At 40.6% G+C, this 19,145-nt stretch carries 13 protein-coding genes; 7 read left to right on the plus strand and 6 right to left on the minus strand.

Annotated elements, in window-relative coordinates; genetic code table 11:
- Positions 1-84: 84 nt before the first annotated feature.
- Positions 85-1,002 carry an AEC family transporter gene (locus ACFG4S_RS10325; RefSeq protein WP_392535952.1) on the minus strand — a complete coding sequence of 306 codons (918 nt, stop codon included), beginning with the start codon at positions 1,000-1,002 and terminating at the stop codon, positions 85-87.
- A 101-nt stretch (positions 1,003-1,103) separates the two neighbouring features.
- Here ACFG4S_RS10325 and ACFG4S_RS10330 point away from each other — a divergent pair, with 101 nt between their 5' ends.
- On the plus strand, positions 1,104-1,904 hold the full coding sequence (locus tag ACFG4S_RS10330; protein ID WP_392535953.1) for a D-alanyl-D-alanine carboxypeptidase family protein: 801 nt from the start codon (positions 1,104-1,106) through the stop codon (positions 1,902-1,904).
- Between the two features lie 114 nt (positions 1,905-2,018).
- On the opposite strand, the gene ACFG4S_RS10335 is transcribed toward ACFG4S_RS10330, so the two are convergent.
- Together ACFG4S_RS10335 and mrdA are read right to left on the minus strand one after the other, a co-directional pair.
- Complete coding sequence (locus ACFG4S_RS10335) at positions 2,019-3,035, minus strand: serine hydrolase domain-containing protein (protein ID WP_392534706.1); 1,017 nt, start codon at positions 3,033-3,035, stop codon at positions 2,019-2,021.
- A 100-nt stretch (positions 3,036-3,135) separates the two neighbouring features.
- Positions 3,136-4,989 (minus strand): penicillin-binding protein 2, encoded by a 1,854-nt coding sequence (gene mrdA / locus ACFG4S_RS10340; protein WP_392534707.1) that lies wholly within the window; start codon positions 4,987-4,989, stop codon positions 3,136-3,138.
- Positions 4,990-5,203: 214 nt separating this feature from the next.
- On the opposite strand from mrdA, the gene ACFG4S_RS10345 reads away from it, so the two are divergent.
- Together ACFG4S_RS10345 and ACFG4S_RS10350 are read left to right on the plus strand one after the other, a co-directional pair.
- On the plus strand, positions 5,204-6,340 hold the full coding sequence (locus tag ACFG4S_RS10345; protein WP_392534708.1) for an ABC transporter ATP-binding protein: 1,137 nt from the start codon (positions 5,204-5,206) through the stop codon (positions 6,338-6,340).
- 640 nt (positions 6,341-6,980) lie between these two features.
- Positions 6,981-8,351: an ATP-binding protein gene (locus tag ACFG4S_RS10350; RefSeq protein ID WP_392534709.1), complete on the plus strand. Its 1,371-nt coding sequence runs from the start codon at positions 6,981-6,983 to the stop codon at positions 8,349-8,351.
- A gap of 362 nt (positions 8,352-8,713) precedes the next feature.
- Here the strand turns inward: ACFG4S_RS10350 and ACFG4S_RS10355 are convergent, their stop codons facing one another.
- Positions 8,714-9,283, minus strand: coding sequence for a Uma2 family endonuclease (locus ACFG4S_RS10355; protein ID WP_392535954.1), 570 nt, complete (start codon positions 9,281-9,283; stop codon positions 8,714-8,716).
- Between the two features lie 556 nt (positions 9,284-9,839).
- On the opposite strand from ACFG4S_RS10355, the gene ACFG4S_RS10360 reads away from it, so the two are divergent.
- Together ACFG4S_RS10360 and ACFG4S_RS10365 are read left to right on the plus strand one after the other, a co-directional pair.
- Positions 9,840-10,598, plus strand: a complete 759-nt coding sequence (locus ACFG4S_RS10360) for an N-acetylmuramoyl-L-alanine amidase (protein WP_392534710.1) — start codon at positions 9,840-9,842, stop codon at positions 10,596-10,598.
- Between the two features lie 257 nt (positions 10,599-10,855).
- Positions 10,856-12,427, plus strand: coding sequence for a glucosaminidase domain-containing protein (locus tag ACFG4S_RS10365; protein WP_392534711.1), 1,572 nt, complete (start codon positions 10,856-10,858; stop codon positions 12,425-12,427).
- 219 nt (positions 12,428-12,646) lie between these two features.
- On the opposite strand, the gene ACFG4S_RS10370 is transcribed toward ACFG4S_RS10365, so the two are convergent.
- Together ACFG4S_RS10370 and mnmG are read right to left on the minus strand one after the other, a co-directional pair.
- On the minus strand, positions 12,647-14,020 hold the full coding sequence (locus ACFG4S_RS10370) for a hypothetical protein (RefSeq protein WP_392534712.1): 1,374 nt from the start codon (positions 14,018-14,020) through the stop codon (positions 12,647-12,649).
- A 229-nt stretch (positions 14,021-14,249) separates the two neighbouring features.
- The gene (mnmG, locus tag ACFG4S_RS10375) at positions 14,250-16,172 is read right to left on the minus strand and encodes a tRNA uridine-5-carboxymethylaminomethyl(34) synthesis enzyme MnmG (RefSeq protein WP_392534713.1); all 1,923 of its coding nucleotides are present in this window, start codon (positions 16,170-16,172) and stop codon (positions 14,250-14,252) included.
- A 403-nt stretch (positions 16,173-16,575) separates the two neighbouring features.
- On the opposite strand from mnmG, the gene ACFG4S_RS10380 reads away from it, so the two are divergent.
- Together ACFG4S_RS10380 and ACFG4S_RS10385 are read left to right on the plus strand one after the other, a co-directional pair.
- A complete protein-coding gene (locus ACFG4S_RS10380; protein ID WP_392534714.1) occupies positions 16,576-17,439 on the plus strand; it encodes a D-alanyl-D-alanine carboxypeptidase family protein in 864 nt (287 codons plus the stop codon).
- A gap of 370 nt (positions 17,440-17,809) precedes the next feature.
- The gene (locus ACFG4S_RS10385) at positions 17,810-18,967 is read left to right on the plus strand and encodes a hypothetical protein (RefSeq protein ID WP_392534715.1); all 1,158 of its coding nucleotides are present in this window, start codon (positions 17,810-17,812) and stop codon (positions 18,965-18,967) included.
- Positions 18,968-19,145 lie beyond the last annotated feature (178 nt).

The raw sequence follows: 19,145 nt of genomic DNA on the forward strand, positions 1-19,145 counted from the left end.
AAAAGAAAGTACTGAGGATTTTCTGACTTTTGCTTGAGCTAAAAAAGGTTTTAAGCGATCGCATCACAGTAGATAAATTCAAAATCAAAAGAGCCACAGCCACAGCGGCAGAGTAACCAGCAATACTATAACTCCAGCAGCTAGGGCTGTTACTGCCAAATCGCGATCGAGGTTGAATGTTTCTGCGATTACCAGTGTGGCGAAAGCTGGAGGCATAGCCATCTGTAGCACGATCGCCTTGGCGATGGAACCCGTTAATCCAAACAATGGTAAAATGCTGCCCAATATTAACGGAACTAGCAGCATTTTGATTCCCAAGCTCATTCCTACTTGTGGTAAGCTACGCCAAGATTTGAGCTGCGCTAATCGCATCCCAATTAATACCAGAGATAAAGCCACAATAATCCAAGCAAATTTCTCTAACCAGAATTCCACAAGGGTGGGAATTTTCACCTCTCGAAACAGCAAGCCCAATCCGAAACTCCACATGGCAGGATTAATTAACATAGCCCTAACAACCTGCCAATGATTCTGGAAACCACCGCCAAAACGTGCTGCTAGCAAGACACCCAAGCCATAAGTTCCTGGAAAGGAACCCAACAAATCATAAAATAAGGCCCAGGCAAAGTATTCTTTGCCTACCATTGCTAAGGTAATGGGAAAGCCCAGATAACCTGTGTTGCCAAGCATTGAGGCTAAAAGTAAGCTAGCCTGAGTTGGCGCTTGGGGAACGGTACTTCTAAAATAGCCTTGTACTTGAATGCCTACCCAAGCTAAAAATCCACCGAGTAAAATGGCTAGGTAAGCGATCGCAGGTGCAATCCAAATCTGCCCCGACAAGCTAGATTGACGCAAAAAGGATACTATGCTTATGGGTACTCCCACCCAATAAAGGAACTGTCCCACACGGGTAGGAACTGTCATAGGTAGTTTGCGTCCCAAAATAAAACCTACCAGTACTAATCCTCCCAGCTTGACGTATAGTTCTAAAAGGTTTATCAAGATTGCGCCTAAGAACCACAGATGTAAAATGCTACCTGTTACTTCTACTTTTGTCCAGTGCAAAATCTGTTATGGCTATCCCACAAAACAGGAGTTTTCCCTTGAATAAGGCAGGGTTTTCTAAAAAACCACAAAACTCATCACAAGATCCTGATGATATTCCAATGGCTGTGCGCGATACTCCTGTTGCAGCGCCTAAAGTGTCGTTACAGACTCGAATTTTATTGATTGGCGGAGTAGCGGGATTTATATTGCTGGCTTTGATTAGCGGTTTTTTGTTTTTCATCACTACACCGAAAAAAACTGCCAATTCTCAACCTTCACCAGCTAGTTCTGCTCCTGTAGCGATCGCACCATCCAATACTTCTAACGATACTGTGTTAGGGCATTTTCCATACCGAGAAGCTCCTGAATCAGAATTGGTAACCATCTCCGCAAATAGGGGCATTAGAATGCGAAAAGCTGCTGCCCAAAAATTTGAGGAGATGGTAGCAGCAGCGCGCAGTGCAGGTGTAAATTTAGTCCCAATTTCTGGCTTTCGTTCAGTCAAAGATCAAGAGCAATTATTTTTTGGTGTTAGTGCCCAGCGAAACCAAACGCCAGCAGAACGAGCTGCCCTCAGCGCTCCTCCTGGTCATAGCGAACATCACACAGGTTATGCTGTGGATGTTGGAGACGGCGCAGTACCGGCAACTAATCTCCAAGCTAACTTTGACAATACCAAGGCTTATCAGTGGCTACAAGCAAATGCAGCGCGTTTTAGCTTTGAAATGTCTTTTCCTAAAGATAACGTTCAAGGTGTGAGTTATGAGCCTTGGCACTGGCGTTTTGTCGGCGATCGCGATAGCTTGGAAACCTTTTACAAAGCCCGAAATTTAAAACCCATTAAGGCGTCTCAATAAAAGTTAATCTATGGAGGTAAGAGTCATTAGTTATTAGGCATTGGCATTAATTATTCTCTCCTTTCTCCATTCTTTGTTAGAGGTTATTGCGGTAGAACTTTGCTCCTACTCCCTCTACTCCCCTAATGGAGGCTGAAGTGCTATTTTCCTAAGGGCTGGACAGTAATAGCCCGCAATTTCTTTAGCGATCGCATCTGGTCGGGAAATTTTATCTAGATTGCAAAGTAAAATTACAGTAATTTTGTCATGAATAAAACGAGTAATATTACTAGTAAATCCTAAAATTGAACCATTATGACCAACTACTCGGCGATCGCCATAATTGAATACCCACCAACCTAAACCTGCAACATATTTCAACTTTTCCCAATTATTGCCCCGCTTAGGAAAATGAGCAGTCCACATCAAATCAAGGGTTGATTGCTTCAGCAAAGTTGCACTGCAAAGGGACTGTTCCCATTTGACCATATCTTTCACGCTGGAGAGTTGACCTCCAGCAGAATAGGTAACTGAGGGACTGTAATAAGGTTTGTTAATCAGCTTACTGCTTGGTAAACGATAACCCGCAGCTCGGTGGGGCACAATGTCTCTAGGATCGTTCATCACAGTTGCATTCATTCCCAAAGGGCCAAAAATGCGAGTTTGCAACAAATCTCCATAGGATTGTCCAGTTACCTTTTCTAGCACCAAACCCAGCAGATAATAGCCTGTATTATCATAGGCGCTAAACTCACCCGATGGAAACTTGAGAGGTAAGTCAGTAACTAGAGCCAAGATTTCCGATTTCGATAAATCAAGACGGGTAAGTTCCCAGTAGTTTGGGGCATCAGTATAACTAGGAATTCCAGACTGGTGAGACAGAATATGCCCGATTGTGACGCTTTGCCATGCTAGCGGTAGATTGTCGAGATAATCTGTAATCGATTCGTCTAGGGAAATCACTCCTTTTTCCACCAGCATCATTGTGACTGTAGCAGTGAATGTTTTACCAACAGAGGCAATTTCATAAACTGTGTATTCAGTCGCTGCAACAGAGTGTTCAACATTCGCCAGTCCATAGCCCTTAACTAAAACAGGTTCACCTTCCTGCACCACTGCGACAGAAAGTCCCGGAATCTGATTTTTAGTCATTGTGGATCGAATGTAGTCGTCAATCACCATGTTTTATCCCTTGCCCTTTTCCCTTTAACCTTTCCCCAATCTTCAAAGAGCATTTTTGGGTTGGCAGACACTAATCTCCGGTACCATGTCCAGAATTGTGAGTTTTAGTTTCTGATGCTTCAGACTTAGGTTTTTCATACTTACCGGGATACTTATGCTGAAAATAAGCTTCCATTACTTGTAAAACCATTGGTCCGCAAATGGTACCACCGTGTTCGCCGGAATTTTCACCAAACGCCACAACCACAATTTCCGGCTTATTACTGGGAGCATAGCCCCCAAACCAAGTATGATTTGGCCGACCAACACCGGCTTCAGCGGTGCCACTCTTTCCAGAGGCTGGGGCAATTGTAGGTACATTTAAGCTTTTACCTGTACCCTCACTTACTACCTTTCGCAGTCCATCGCGGAGAACTTTGATGGTTTCCGCCTTCATATTTAACGACTCTCGCCAACTTTTTGCTTGTTCATTGTCTTTGAGTAAATGGGGTTGAACTCGATACCCACCATTAGCGGGGACAGAAAACATAATTGCTGATTGCAGTGGTGTGACTTGCAAAGCGCCTTGACCAATTGACATATTAATGGTGTCGCCTATAGTCCAAGGCGTCTTCAAAACTCTCTGCTTCCATATTTCATCTGGAACCAACCCTTTTGATTCTTCATCAGCAAATTCAATGCCGGTTTTTTGACCAAACCCGTATTTGCGACTCCATTCGATTAAAGTTGGACCACCGACTTTTCTGCCAACTTGATAGAAGAAAGTATCGCTACTCATGGCGATTGCTCTGGGAAATCCCAATGGTCCAAATCCGGCGTGATTCCACTCACCAAAAGTCACTCCACCAACAGTGAGAGAGCCAAAGGTTTCTAATATTGAGTCAGGAGAAAATTTACCCGATTCTAACCCCGCTGTTGTAGTAATAATTTTAAAGGTACTGGCAGGTGGAAAGGCGCTTAAGGCACGATTTACCAAGGGGTGGCCTTTACCTTGTAGGCTTTCCCAATCTTTCTGGGAGAGTTTTTGTTTGGAGAAAATATTTGGGTCAAAGGTGGGATAAGATACCATTGCTAAAATAGCACCATTATTTGGGTCGATGGCCACGATCGCCCCTTTGCGATCGCCTAAAGCTTTTTCTGCTGCTTCTTGCACATCTAAATCTATGGTCAAGTGCAAATCATTACCAGCTTTGGCCTGTTTTTCACCCAAAACCCGCAACGGCCTACCTGCACCATCTACTTCTACCTGTTGACCCCCCCATTCCCCCCGCAGCATTTTCTCATAAGCCTTTTCAATTCCCATTTGACCGATGACATCACCCAATCTGTAGCCTTCCTGCTTCTTTTCTTTTAATTGATCGGGGGTTAGTTCTCGTGTATATCCTAATACATGTGCTAATTTATTGCCGTGGGGATAGTAGCGAACTGCTTCCGTAGAGATTTCCACATCTTTGAGTTCGCTTTCGTACTCCTTCAAGGCCGTAATTTGTGCTTCGTTCAAATCACGAGCAATCCGAATCAGTGAAGAAGAGTTAGCACCAGCCTCATCTAGTTTCTTTTCCATCTCTTCTTGGGGAATATCAAGAATTTGAGATAGACGCGGAGCTACAACCGACCATGAGGGTTTGGTATGTGCCATCGGCCATAAATATACAGAGCGAGGATAGCGAGTACTGGCTAAAAGTTTGCCATTGCGGTCAAAAATATTACCTCGCTCTGGTTGTTTGGAGATCGTCCGAATTCGATTTTCTTCGGCTCGTTTGCGGTGATTCGCACCTTCAACAATTTGCAAGTATGCTAAACGAGCGCTGATTCCCGTCACCATCAAGAGAGTAAATATGATGAGAAATATCGCTTGCGAACTGCGTCCAACTGTACGTGTATTTTTTGTTCCCCCAAATGGGGATGGTTTAAATAAAGTCATAAGACAAAGAGTGTTTCAAGATTAAGATTATCTGTAAATATTAGGATAGCCACTACTGGGTACTAAAGAATTAGGCGAGTATATTCTTGAACAATTGTTTTTGGCGGATACAATAAACCAAAGTGTTAAAGTAGAGACGCGATTAATCACGTCTGCACAATAGACTAGATAAATTGACAAAATCAGGTAAAATCACGGCATTCTACTGAGGTTTATGGCTCAAACTGTCATGCAGAATCAGAGGGGGATCGCAAGTTTTCAGCCACTTGATGTTGAACTGCGTCATGTGTTCAAGTTTTTTAACCAAGAACCAGCAGTACACGGAATAGATTTGGATGTCAAACAGGGCGAATTTTTTAGTATTTTAGGTCCCTCCGGTTGTGGAAAAACAACAACACTACGTTTAATTGCTGGCTTTGAAATAGCTGACAGTGGCAAACTGTTGATTCAGGGTCAGTCTATGACTAATGTGCCTCCTTACCGCCGACCAGTCAATACTGTATTTCAAAGTTACGCTTTATTTAACCACTTGAATGTGTGGGATAATATCGCTTTCGGACTGCGGTTAAAAAAATTACGTAAACCAGTAATTGAAAGTAGAGTCCAAGAAGCTTTAAAACTAGTGAAAATGGAAAGTTTACGATCGCGCTTTCCCAATCAACTTTCTGGCGGACAACAGCAACGCGTTGCTTTGGCCAGGGCTTTAGTTAACCGTCCCGCCGTCGTCCTATTAGATGAACCTTTAGGGGCGTTAGATTTAAAATTACGTAAGGAAATGCAGGTTGAGTTATCAAATTTACACAAAGACTTGGGATTAACCTTTGTGATGGTGACACACGATCAAGAAGAAGCACTTTGCTTGAGCGATCGCATTGCGGTGATGAATCAAGGCAAAATAGAGCAAATTGGCTCTCCCAGCCAAATTTACGAACGTCCACAAACATCTTTTGTTGCTGATTTTATTGGCGATACTAATTTATTCAGTGGTGAAATTCTAGCGGTTAACTCTTCTGATGTGGAAATTTTGACGAAAACTGGATTCTCAATTATTGTCACCCGCGCTGAAGATACACCAACTCAATTATCACAAGCGGTAGTTGTGAGTGTACGCCCAGAAAAAATACAGCTTTCACTTTATCCACCCAATTTACCCACAAACTGTTTTGAAGGACGACTTGTCAACATTATGTATTTGGGTACACATGTTAATTACATTGTGGAATTAACAAATGGTATCAGCATCAATGTTTTACAACCAAATACTTTTGGTAGTTTACCAGACCGCGATACTCCTATATATGCTTGGTGGGCGGAAACTGATTGTTTAGCTATTAGTCAATATAATTCATAATTTATAATTTATAATTTCCAGACGCTTTGTAACAGACGCCTAGCTTGTATAGGCGTTATGCAGACTTACTTTGCGTCGTCAACTCTCCATTGATTGAAGACCAACATAAGTAAATTAGCACAACAAAAGCAAGCTATGTGAAGAAAAATAAACTAGTAGTCTGTCAAGCCAACTTTGCAGGGTAAAGGGTAAGGGAGAAAGGGGAAAGGGTTTAAATCTCTTACCCTTTTCCCTTTCCCCTTTCCCCAGTCCTCACTTAGCATTTTTGGGTTGGTAGACTACTAGTACCGCCGTGAGTTCAAAATGACGCTCTCGACGAGGCGCTGCGCGTAGCCAGATCCCCAGAGGAGTACGTAAGCTGTTACGCATTTAATTTGTACATTGACCTGATGACTGAAAACCCGTCAACAGTTAACAGTCAACGACCATCAAGAGAGTTTATATACTTTAGACGCGCATCAGCTTAACTTGATAAGCAAGTTTCTCCAAGCAGTCAATAATAATCAGTTAACAGCTTTATAGCTGATAATTAATAATTAGTAACTCATAACTGATAACGATTAAATTCTAAAAGCTAAAATCGTCCCAGGAAGGAATCTGAAAGCAAACCCAATTCTAGATATCCAATAGGAGCAAAAGCGTGAATCTGGACGATTTAGCCTTGCAGATCCAAAATATGCGTAAGCTCATCGCTGTTTTGCAAGACCAAAGTCAAGAGCAAAAATCACAGGAAAATATTGAATTTGTCTCCACAGTATTCAATGTAATTTACCGAGCTTTGGAAGAATTGCAAATAGCGAATGAAGACTTACAGCAGCAGAATGATGAATTAGCGGATGTTCAACAAGCCTTAGTAGCTCAAGGTCAACGCTACCAAGAATTATTTGAGCAAGTACCAGATGCTTATTTGGTAACTAATACAAAAGGAGTAATTCAGGAAGCTAATTCTGCGGCTACTACCCTATTCAACGTTTCTAAAAGTGTCCTGATGGGGGAAGTATTGGAGTTTTTTGTAATTGAGAAAGAAGTAATTGCTTTTCATCTCAAATTGACTCATTTGCGCGATAGTTCCCAAATTCCCGAATGGAAAACCCAAGAGTGGGAAGTCAGCTTGGTACCGCATAATAAAACGCCGATTATCGCTGCGGTTAAAGTGGCTGCTGTGCGTAATCAACAAGGTCGTTTAATCAGTCTACGCTGGCTATTGCGGGATATTAGTGAAAGTAAGCGAACCCAAGCAAAGTTGCGATGGGCGGAAGAGGCGATGCGAGAAGCACTAGCCAAAGAAAGACAACTCAGTGAACTCAAATCCTGCTTGCTTACCACCACCTCCCATGAGTTTCGCACTCCTTTGGCTGCTATCCATTCTTCTGCGGAATTATTGGAACATTATCGCCATCAATGGAGCGACGAGCGACAAAATACCCATCTGCGTCGCATTCAAAAATCTGTGATGCAGATGACTCAATTGTTGGATGATTTATTGGTGCTGAGTCAAGACGAAATCAGAACCTTAGAGTTTAATCCAACACCGTTGAATTTGGTGGAATTTTGCCACCATCTGTTAGCAGAATTAAAACAGGGTGATGGTTTGCAACACGCGATCGCTTTTAGCAGTCAATGCCAATGCACCCAAGCTAACTTAGATGCTACATTGTTGCGGCAAATATTAAATAATTTATTCTCTAATTCTCTAAAATATTCTCCCATTGGCAGCACAGTTAATTTTTCTGTCAGCACTACCAACTATCAAGCCATATTCCAAATTCAAGATTTTGGTATTGGCATTCCCGCTTCTGACATTGAACACATTTTTGAACCTTTTCATCGTGCCAGTAATACCGGCAATATTCCCGGACTAGGATTAGGCATGTCCATCGTCAAAAAAGCTGTAGATTTGCACGGTGGCGAGATTACTATCAAAAGTGCGATCGGTGAAGGAACTACTTTTACAGTTATTCTACCATTTGCGGGTAATGTTCATATAACTGAATATAGCAATCGGATTTGATTTCTGAATCACTCGTAGAGGTAAGGGACTGGGGACTGGGAAGAAGGAATAAAGGTGTAGTGAGTTTTGTTCAAAAATCAAATATGAGTTCTATACGATATTTGGGTAATCATTTGTGATTAAATCTCCACAAATTAGACCTAATAATAATTCTTCAAGCATAGATAATATAAAGCAGATGTTAGGGAAAATAACATAACATAAGACATCTATAAAAAATAAGAGTTTCAGATTGCTATTCTCGATGGTAAATTAAATAGTTGAAGGCAACCATATTTACATAGAGGATTAGTTTTCATATGGGAATTTAAACCCCATATGAAATATTGTTAATCTTTAATTTTTAAGCATATCTTACTCGGTTATTTCGGAAAAAATAGACGGATAGAACAAGAAAATGCTGGTAACAGTGGGGATGTGATTTCATCATCATCTAATAAAGTTGCAACTAAAACTAACTGTGCTTTGTCTCGACGATAAACTTCAACTTTTTGAGTGAAGCGATCGACAATCCAATATTCACGCACACCGTTAATTGAATAAAGTTTCAGTTTTGCTTCTTTATCTCGAAGTTCGTTTTGTTTACCAGGCGATAATACCTCTATGACTAACTCTGGTGCGCTTGTCAAATGTCCCGCTTCATCTTCAATTTGTAGCAGTCGTTCTCGACTTACCCAAACTACATCCGGGATGACACTATCTGCTTGGGAAAAAAGTAATCCAGGAGTCACAATTGTTTCTCCTAAAGCACTCAACTCTGACCAAGTATCGAGTTGTCGAGAAATTTTAACACAAACTTGTTGATGACGGCGGTGAGGAGTGCGAGTCACAAAGAGTTCTCCATTAATAATTTCATAGCGCGTCCACTCATTTTCGGGTAGAACCTCTAAATCGTAAGCTGTCCAGCTTACTCCCTCAATAGCTTGGTTCATGATTGTCCCTATTTGACTCGTTGCTTTGATTTGTTTGGTTTTATCTAATTGAAAGGTGTTGATGTCAATTGCTTTTTCGGAAGTCTGTATATTTATTGGAGACTGCTGGTAGCAACGCAAAACTGCTTGGATATTTTTTTTACAAACTTCTTGACCAACTATCTGAGAAAGCGATCGCCACAACTGGGAACCGATTTGTTTAATATAGTCGTGTTCATAACTTATCTGCACCGCAATTTCCGCATAGGTGCGTCCCAGCCAACTTTCCAGAAAAACCACGGATTGAATGTCATTGAGTCTGTGTCCAAACGTAGACCATAAAAGAATATCGACTAGATTCAGCGCTTCTTTTGCCGTCATTGGTCAGCCTGCTTATTTATGGGTTCAATAAATGAAATTTCTGTTTTGAAGAAGATTTTTATGTTAAATGTAACAAATTTTTACACTAATGACTCACTTTTTCTCACTGACAGAGCGATCGCATTTGGGTTCATAATTAATACAGCATGTAAAATATAATGCGTACATCAAAATCTATAAAACGGAGATTAAGTCTATGAAATTTGGTATTGATATGGGACACAATTGCCCTCCAGATACAGGAGCCACAGGCATCAAACAAGAAGATGTTTTAACGAAAGCAGTTGGTACACTTTTAATCCAAAAACTCAAAGCAGCAAAACATACTGCTATTGATTGCACTGCTACAAAAGCTAGTACTGTAAACGAATCTCTCAGAGAACGAACCAATAAGGCAAACGACAATAACGTTAATGTCTTTGTCTCGATTCACTTCAATAAATTCAACGGCATAGCCCACGGCACAGAAGTTTACGGTATTAGTAATACATCACAAGGTATTGCTCAATCAGTTCTCAAGGAAATTGTTCAACTTGGTTTTTATAATAGAGGAGTGAAAAATACAGGTTTCTTTGTTCTGAAGAATACAGAAATGCCAGCTATTTTAATTGAGTGCTGCTTTTGTGACTCAAAAACTGATATGGATCTCTTTGATGCTGAAAAGATGGCAGAAGCAATTAAAGATGGATTAATTGGTGAGTCTAAGCACGAACAAGTTATAACTGATAAAAAATACGTTTTAGAAATCAGCGAACAAACTTACTTAAAACCCTCTACAGAACAGTCTTCAGATCTCCCACAAGATTCTTTAATCACTATTAAACCAGGAAGTTACAAAGTTTTAGATCTCCGTTTTGAGGAAAATCACTATTGGGTTAAGTGGCCTGATAAAAGCCAAGGAAATAGAGACGAGCATTTTGTTTATGCGGGACATAGCAAAGTTAGAGAAGATTAACTAATTCTCTCTAAGCTCGACTTTATCCATTGTTTTTTGCAAGGCGATCGCCTAAGTTGAAACCTCTGTGGGATAGTAGTTTTTGTTTTTGGGTGGGGAAAAATAATTGCTAAAGAGCCAGAGTTTTTCCAGTATAAAGAAAACCAAACAATTTTGGATAAAGTCGAGCTAAGATACCTAATTTATTAAATAAGTCGAATATCTAAATCTCTCAGTTTTCACATTAATATTGAAACATTTTTTCATAGGATAAATCGATGTCATTACTAAATGAATTGGTCAATAATTATCTGGAAAAAGACTTAAAACAAATCCTGAGTAAAGTGGGAATTAAATCTGATAAAATTACCGATATTAATCGGCAAATTTTAAAAGAAGTTACCCTCGCTCAATGGTTACTAGAGTCTGGCAAAGCTGAAAGTAAACTTGCTATGGATGCAAACAATTTTGCAGGATTAAAATGGCGATATCCTGACATGAAAGGGTTTGCAGAACCATTTAAAATTAAAGTTGATTCTGAACCAGACGAAGTTGAATTCTGTAAATTTACAGACATAGATGCTTTTATTATTGGTTATTGGAAATTTTTAACTCGCACTCCCTATAAAGGTTTAGAAGATTATACGAATACACCAGAAAATTTCCTTGGTTTCCTTAAGAGTAAAGGCTATTCATCCGATCCTAACTATGTTGCTAAAGTTGTGAATTTGCTTGCAGAGGCGCAGAATTTACTGGCTAATAGAGGTGGAGTTGCTGTAGTTGCCCCAGTGGAACAACTACAGTTAATTCGTGCGCCTCAAGAACTGGAAGTAGGGCAAAGTTTTCGGGTTGAGGGTGTAGCACGTTTAGCTGACATTGGAAAAGTTTTGGCGGTAACCATCGACGACAGATTTGCTGGGCCAAATGTATCAATCAGAGAAGGGGGCAAATGGCAATTTGATTTTGTGTTTAAACAAAAAGGCGATCGCCAGATGCTCATTACAGTGGACGATCAAACTCTAAAAATCAATCTTAAAGTTGTGGTTCCTTTCGATGGCAAGGAAGATGAAGGAACTCAACAACCCATAGCATCCAGCTTATCAGGAGCGAAGTTGATTCAACTCAGTGGTAGTGTAGGAATTGGTGGAGTCAATGAAGATGAGGATGTTAAGGCAGTTAAAGCGCGATTGTATGAGCTAGGCTACACCTGGGTAGGCGATCCTAACAGTGCAGATATCAATAGAGGATTATTTGACGCAATTAAACTATTTCAATCAATTATTGCTGGTCGCAGTACTGTTAATGGTGATGGTCGAATTGATGTTGGTGAAATGACTCATCGATGGTTGCAAGCAGCTAATGCACCACAGTGGATTTTAATGCCAGAAAGCAACCCTAACAATGGTTTGATCAACGGGGAACTCGCAGATACCGACGATCACCACGATTATGGAACACAGTGGTTAGCTGATGCGATTAAAGAAATTGCCCAAGACTACCAAAACAGTTATCGGAAAACTCACCCTACAGCAGCTTTATTTGCAATTAATGATGTTAGCCTTCCTCATGGAGGAGATACTCCCGACCATCAGGGGCATGAAACTGGTATGATGTGCGATGTTTTCTTACCCAGAAAAAATGGGGATTTTGGTGGCATTTTTTGGTCGAGTGCTGAATACGATCGAGATACTGCGCGAGCAATGATCGAGTGTATTCGCAAACAAAAGCTGGTAAAACAGGGAGCAGTTTTTTTCAACGATCCACAGCTAATTGAAGAGGGGCTTTGTGCCCATGCTGCTGGTCACGATCATCACGTTCATTTTGAAATTAACCCACCACTTAGAAGCTAATTCGCAGTGAGTTCGATGCATTTTGAAGAAGAATTCACAATTGTTGAACTCAAATGAAAGTTTTAGTTGTGGGAATTTTTGTAAGATTGAACGTTTAAATTAAACCATCATTACTGAATTCACTACAAGAGGAATCAGGGTCAGTCGATCGCTAACCCTGACTCTTCCTAAAAGGGATTATCATAATTGAGCATAGAATATTTGATTTTTGGGAAGTCCTTACAATTTTTGCCCTGCGTAAATCGATCGCACTTCACCATTACGCCGGATGACTGCTTCACCATTACTAACTTCTACGAGTGTCCAACCGCTTGAACCAATGCTTTCACCCATATTGATGCGACGACTCACGCCATCGATTTTAAACAAAGCAGCAGATTTGTTGCCCAACTCTAGCAATCCTTCTAAAGTACTACTAGGAGCATCTGCGATCGGAGTTGGCAAATATATCTGATTCTCAGTGATAGTTGGTTCTGGTGCTAGCGCTGCCCGTAATGGAACAACTGGTAATGCAGGTAGAGGATTGGGTTTTTGTCGTACCTTAACTGATGCAGTTTTCGTAGCCACAGGTTTGAGTTCTCCTTGCACAGCCGCAGCCAACATATTCACAGTGGCAGGCTTGGCGGCTTGTCGCACAGTATTCAAGGCACTTTTCACAACATTGGGTTGAGAACCCTGTAAGACACTAGCAACTCGTGGTAATAGTGTGGGAGTGCCAGGAATTGCTGGAAGGGCATAACGCATTGGTGATGGCGCTTGATAAACCGGGACGTAGACGCGCTCAACAACGTTTCCAGAACGGTTAGGAGTTGATGGTGTATTGTTAGCCAAAGGTGGCAGTGGTGGTAAATTACTAGTTGGTTGCTCGTTTGCAAGGGCTATCTGGTTAGTATTTGCTTGACTGGAAAATCCACTTCTGACTGAATTCTGCTGATTTTTTCCATCTTGCTTGTCTATAACTGCTAGCGCTCCCATCATGTAGTCAACTAATTCCGCCTCAATTTCTGGTTTTGTGGACAATTGTGACTGGGACTGCGGCAATACAAGAGCTGAGTCGGGCAATTGAGTATTTAAAAGATGTACTACGCCAGACTGTACCAAGTAGATCGTACTAGCGATCGCCACGCCTAATGTCGTTCCCACAATCAGCAGTTTGCCTAAAGCAGAACTGCTTTTCTGACGCCTTCTAGTAACTGGTTTCACGGTGGCGCCTTCAAACACAACGGTACTCAATTGCTTGTGGTTAGCTTGAGTAAATGATTCTGCCGAATTATTGGCTGTGTTTGGTAGGATAACTGTTTGTAATGGGTTAACAGTGCCAGTTGCAACAACTGGAGAGAAGTCAGAACGCCGGTTTGAACCGATCTGAACTTCAGGAGAAACCCCGTCAAAGGACTGGCTTGATTTTTTCTGACTACTTTGCCTAAAGGCACCAGAAGCCAGATTACCACTAGCATCAAGAATGTAGTCGATATCCGCAAAGAGTTCATCCATTAAGCCATCAGCATAGTTTTCTATCGACCAAGGTTCGTTGGCGATTAAGTCTTCTGATGGTTCTGGAACTATGAGACGGGTGGTGGGTTGTTGTAACATAGACGTTTTGGGTTGTTGCTAGGACAGGGAAACGCCGCTCCTACTGCCTTTTAATCACGATTATCGATCCAATATCCAATCTCCCGTCTGATGGAGACGAGTTATTGAGCGGTGGTATTAAAATGAACTTCAATCTGGGGATCGTTAATGATGGCAGTACTAAGACTTATGTCATCTATCATACCCATCTCCCTCTTTACTACTATACTCGCCCTTTATGAAGTTTTTGTTAAATTAACGCTGGAAACTCCTGCTGGCTCTTGGTTTTACGCAATTCCAGATGTAATAATAAAGCGTTAATATCCGCTGGGTTTACACCACCTATACGTGCAGCTTGACCGAGGGTGAGTGGTTTTACGTGAGTCAGTTTTTCTCGTGCCTCTTTGGAAAGAGTATCAATTTTGGTGTAATCTAAATCCCCAGGTAGCTGGCGGTGAGATTGGCGGGCGATTTGGTCAATCTGATTTTGTTGCCTAGCAAGATAGCCAGAATATTTAATGTCAATTTCTGCACCTTCTTTCTCGGCGCGGTTAAGGTTGGGGTTACCCAGTCCAAACCTCTCGAGGTCAACGTAATGAAATCCCGGACGGCGCAGTAAGTCATTTAAGGTAATTGAACCTTTAATTGCTTGTTGGGTATTAGATGCGATCGCTATACCAATTTCATCGTGTTCTTTGATCCGCGTGCTGTGCAGCCGTGATTTTTCTGTGGTAATCTGTGTTTGTTTTTCGGTAAATAAATGCCAACGGCGATCGTCAATTAAACCGATTTTGCGTCCCAAAGGTGTTAGGCGTTGGTCGGCATTGTCAGAACGCAAGAGCAACCGATACTCTGACCGACTAGTCAGCATCCGGTAAGGTTCCCGTAGGTCTTTGGTACACAAATCATCAAGTAGTGTCCCGATGTAACTTTCCTCGCGGGGGAAGATAATCATTTCCTCTGAGCGGACAAACCGAGCTGCATTAATTCCCGCCACAATGCCTTGGGCTGCGGCTTCTTCATAGCCGGTAGTGCCGTTAATCTGACCCGCACAAAATAGCCCCGCAATTTTCTTGGTCATCAGTGTGGGATAACACTGAGTTGCAGGTAAATAGTCATATTCCACGGCGTAAGCTGGACGCAGCATTACACATTTTTCCAAACCGGGGAGCGATCGCAACATTTGGAGTTGCAAATTTTCTGGCAACCCTGTAGAAAATCCTTGAATATAAAGTTCGGGTATGTCCCTTCCTTCTGGCTCAATAAAGATTTGATGGCTTTCTTTATCAGCAAAACGGACAATCTTATCTTCAATACTGGGACAATAACGCGGTCCTTTGGCTTCCACCCAACCACCATAAACTGGTGACAGGTGTAAATTTTCTTTAATTAAGCGATGTGTTTCAGTAGTTGTACGGGTCATATAGCAAGGCATTTGTTCCCGTTCTACCCATACATCTGGGTCAAAGCTAAACCAACGGACATCTTCATCCCCTGGCTGGATTTGCATTTTACTATAATCCACCGATCGCTTGTCTACTCGTGCCGGAGTTCCAGTCTTGAGTCTGCCGGTTTCAAATCCCAAGCGATGCAGGGTTTGTGTCAATCCCTCAGCCGCAAATTCTCCAGCCCGTCCCGCCGCCATCGATTTGTTACCCACCCAAATTTTGCCACCCAAAAAGGTGCCAGTTGTTAAAATGACAGCTTTGCATTGGAACGCCACACCAAAATAAGTTTCAACGCCAATGATTTCATCGTTAGCACCCAATACCAAGTCTGTCGCCATACTTTCGCGGATGCTCAAGTTTTCTTGGTTGTCAACAACATTTTTCATCACCGCCGCATATTCGCGCTTGTCGGTCTGAGCGCGTAACGCCCAAACAGCAGGTCCCCGTGAAGAGTTGAGGATGCGTTTTTGTAAATAGGTGCGGTCTGCTATTTTGCCAATTTCTCCACCAAGTGCATCTACCTCATGGGTCAATTGGGATTTAGCTGGGCCACCCACTGCTGGGTTACAAGGTTGCCAAGCGATTCTATCCAAATTGAGTGTCAAGAGCAAGGTACGACAACCGAGGCGAGCAGAGGCGAGAGCTGCTTCGCAACCGGAGTGACCTGCACCGACGACAATCACATCAAAAGCGTCTTGGAATTCAACGGAATTGTGCATGGTCATACTTACAGAATAGGCAAGCTGAGAGTTCTTTTCAATTTTAACCTTTCCAGTGGTTTCAGGGATGTATCTTTCTGATAAGTAAGTTATCAAATTTACTATTACTCAATCATAAAAATATTTCTATTTTTTACCAAACATTTTCAGCTTGTCAGCCATTAACACAAGCTGATTTATGTCTGATGTATATTTTAGATATCTTGCCAAAATAGATAAATTCGAGATACAACCACAGATATAGTAAGGTTGCACAGTTGTGCGACACTGCCCATCTAACTCATTCAAAGAAAAATTGCTATAAATTATCGTTATTCATCTATGATTACAATTTGTGAATAACGGATTATTACAATAAATTTATGAGTTTTATCGAAAGAACTATGCAAACTTTTAAAAAAGGAAACACATGAAAAATAATAAATATTTCATTAAGAGAGTTACAAAAAAGGTAACTTTTATTACTATAGTTATTTCCATGATTTTTGTTTTAGTAGCTAGTAATGAAATTACACATCATAATTTGGCGAGAACTGCTGAACCATTAAACGAATGTTTGAGTACTAATTCATTACCCTGCAAAGATGTCTCAAAAGAGTTAATACCAAAACCATTTACGCCCGACCCTAAATTAAATGACCAACAGCGTTTTTTATCTGCAATTAGCCAGAAATTAACTACAATTCCCCAAGCAAATACTTATGAATATATTTTGCTACGTAGTTATGGCGCAGTATTTGTCAATCCCGATATAGCAATTAAATTGCCGCAAAAAGATATCTTTGCTAATGAGCAAGAAGCCCAAGAATTTCAAACTACACTCACAATGGGTCGTGTCGATGAAACTAAGGACTGTTACTTACAAAAGTCGGCAGCAGATGCTTTAAATAAAGCGCGATCGCTCCAAAAAATTCCGCTAAAATCTGGTTATGGTTCTGGTGATTGTACTCGCACTTTCAACACAAACTTATTATTTTGGCACAAATATGCTAATAATGATGTTTTAGCAAAAGTTCAACAAGGTAAAGAAACAAAAATTCTCGGTTTAGTTGCACCTCCCGGAACTTCACAACATCTCTGGGGATTAGCCATTGATTTACGCATATCAAATCAACAACAGAGAAAAGCTCTCAATGAAAATGGTTGGTTTCAAACTGTAGAAAATGATGTCCCACATTGGACTTATATAGGTTTACCTGAAGATAAATTATCTCTATTTGGTTTTAAAAATAAAGTTATTCGTGGCATTAATTATTGGATTACACCACTTTAATATTTTAAAAAGAGTCGTGTTGTGAGTTAAGCAATAATGGCTCTTAAGTTCGTTTTATGGAATCGAATAATAAATAAAACCTAATCATAGTCTGTGTTGCTTGCTATGACTAGATTTTAAATTTTTGAGAGTTTCGATAAAACTGCGATTTTAAGGACTTACCATAAAACCAACGCAAGAGCCACAATAATTTACAACACTAAATTTATAAGTTTTAATTATTCAGTATAAAGATTTAACTAAGTAACACAAGAAATATAGTCATTAAAAATTAAGGTTAGTTATAACTGTCACAATAGCTTAATTTGCAAGTTAATTATTTCTGCAAAGATTGAGCTTTTTATAGTTTATTGGCTAATGCATCTCTATCATGGTAAAAAAACTCAAACTTGATTCTCATTTGACGAAGGTAGTATTTGGTTTTTTAGGAGTCGGGTTATCTATTGTATGTATTTCACCTAAAGCTAATGCAACTACCTATAGCACTATTGATGGATACGCTCTGAATACTAACAACCAATTTAGACGTTTTGATTCGTATCCTCGAATGAGTCAGTTCCAATTAAATATAAATGATCCAGATCAACAGTTTGATGAATTGAGTGGTAGTCAAGGAGGAAAACTTCTTCGTAACCGTTCAACAGGTATGTGTATCAATATTCATTATAGTCTTGGTCAAGAATTTAATACTTTTCCATGTAATCCAAACGATCCCGATCAAAATATTCGGGAAATTGATGGTGGTGGTGGTACTGTAATTCTCCAGGTAGTTTCTACTGGTAACTGCATTGATTTACCTGAAAGAAACAATGCTGGACGCGCTCATACATGGACATGCGATATTAGAAATCCTAATCAAAGATTTTATCGAAATGGAAAGACCATCATAAATATCCCTAATCCACAACCAACGCAGTCTACTTTGGTAAGAAAGGAAGAATCTGATGAAAATGTCAGATACGCAGCTATTCTAGCTTCACTAAGACATGGAATAAAAAATGTTCCTGGTCATAGTGCATTTGGCGTAGTTAAAGAGTGGAGTCGTGTTAGCTATGGTATTTACAGTAATGGGGAACGTCGTCGTCTTTCTGCTGAAGATAAGTATGAACTGACAACAGTATCGACTCCAGGACCAGCTATTGCTTACGCTGTAAACGTTGATAATAGTTGGGATAGAGAACTTGTAGAGATCAATCTTAAAAAAAGAGGTAGGAGAAAAGAAGGAGTCTCTTTCAGGGTTTTAAGCATCTCTCAAGAAACCTATACTCGTTTTACACCAAAATCTAAAGGGGGCTATTCTAACAGCTATATTTCGGCTGGATGTGTTGTCTATGATATTTTTTCATCTTTAGGAGGAACGTGCAACTGTACTTCTCTTTCAGTAACTTTGTTTTATGGAGCTACAGGAGAAAAATATAATTTAGGATGGAAGAATCAGTGGATACCTACTATTCTGTCTCAACAAATTGACCGTATGAATGGTTTGTCAGATTGGATAGATCCTTTTGCTAAAAGAGATATAGATTAGTATTTCACGTTACAAATTTTGATAGTCTTGTAGTCAGAGCTTCAAAAGTTATCTAGGTATTAAAGTTATGGCTACGAACTAAAGTAGTGGCGTGTCAAGACTAAATTGTTGTAAAAAAAATTGGAGGTTGGGTTAACGCAAGTAAACCCAACACTCTTATCCACGTTGGGTTTTGCTT

It is taken from the genome of Nostoc sp. C117 (assembly GCF_043099735.1).
Taxonomy (GTDB): Bacteria; Cyanobacteriota; Cyanobacteriia; order Cyanobacteriales; family Nostocaceae; genus Nostoc.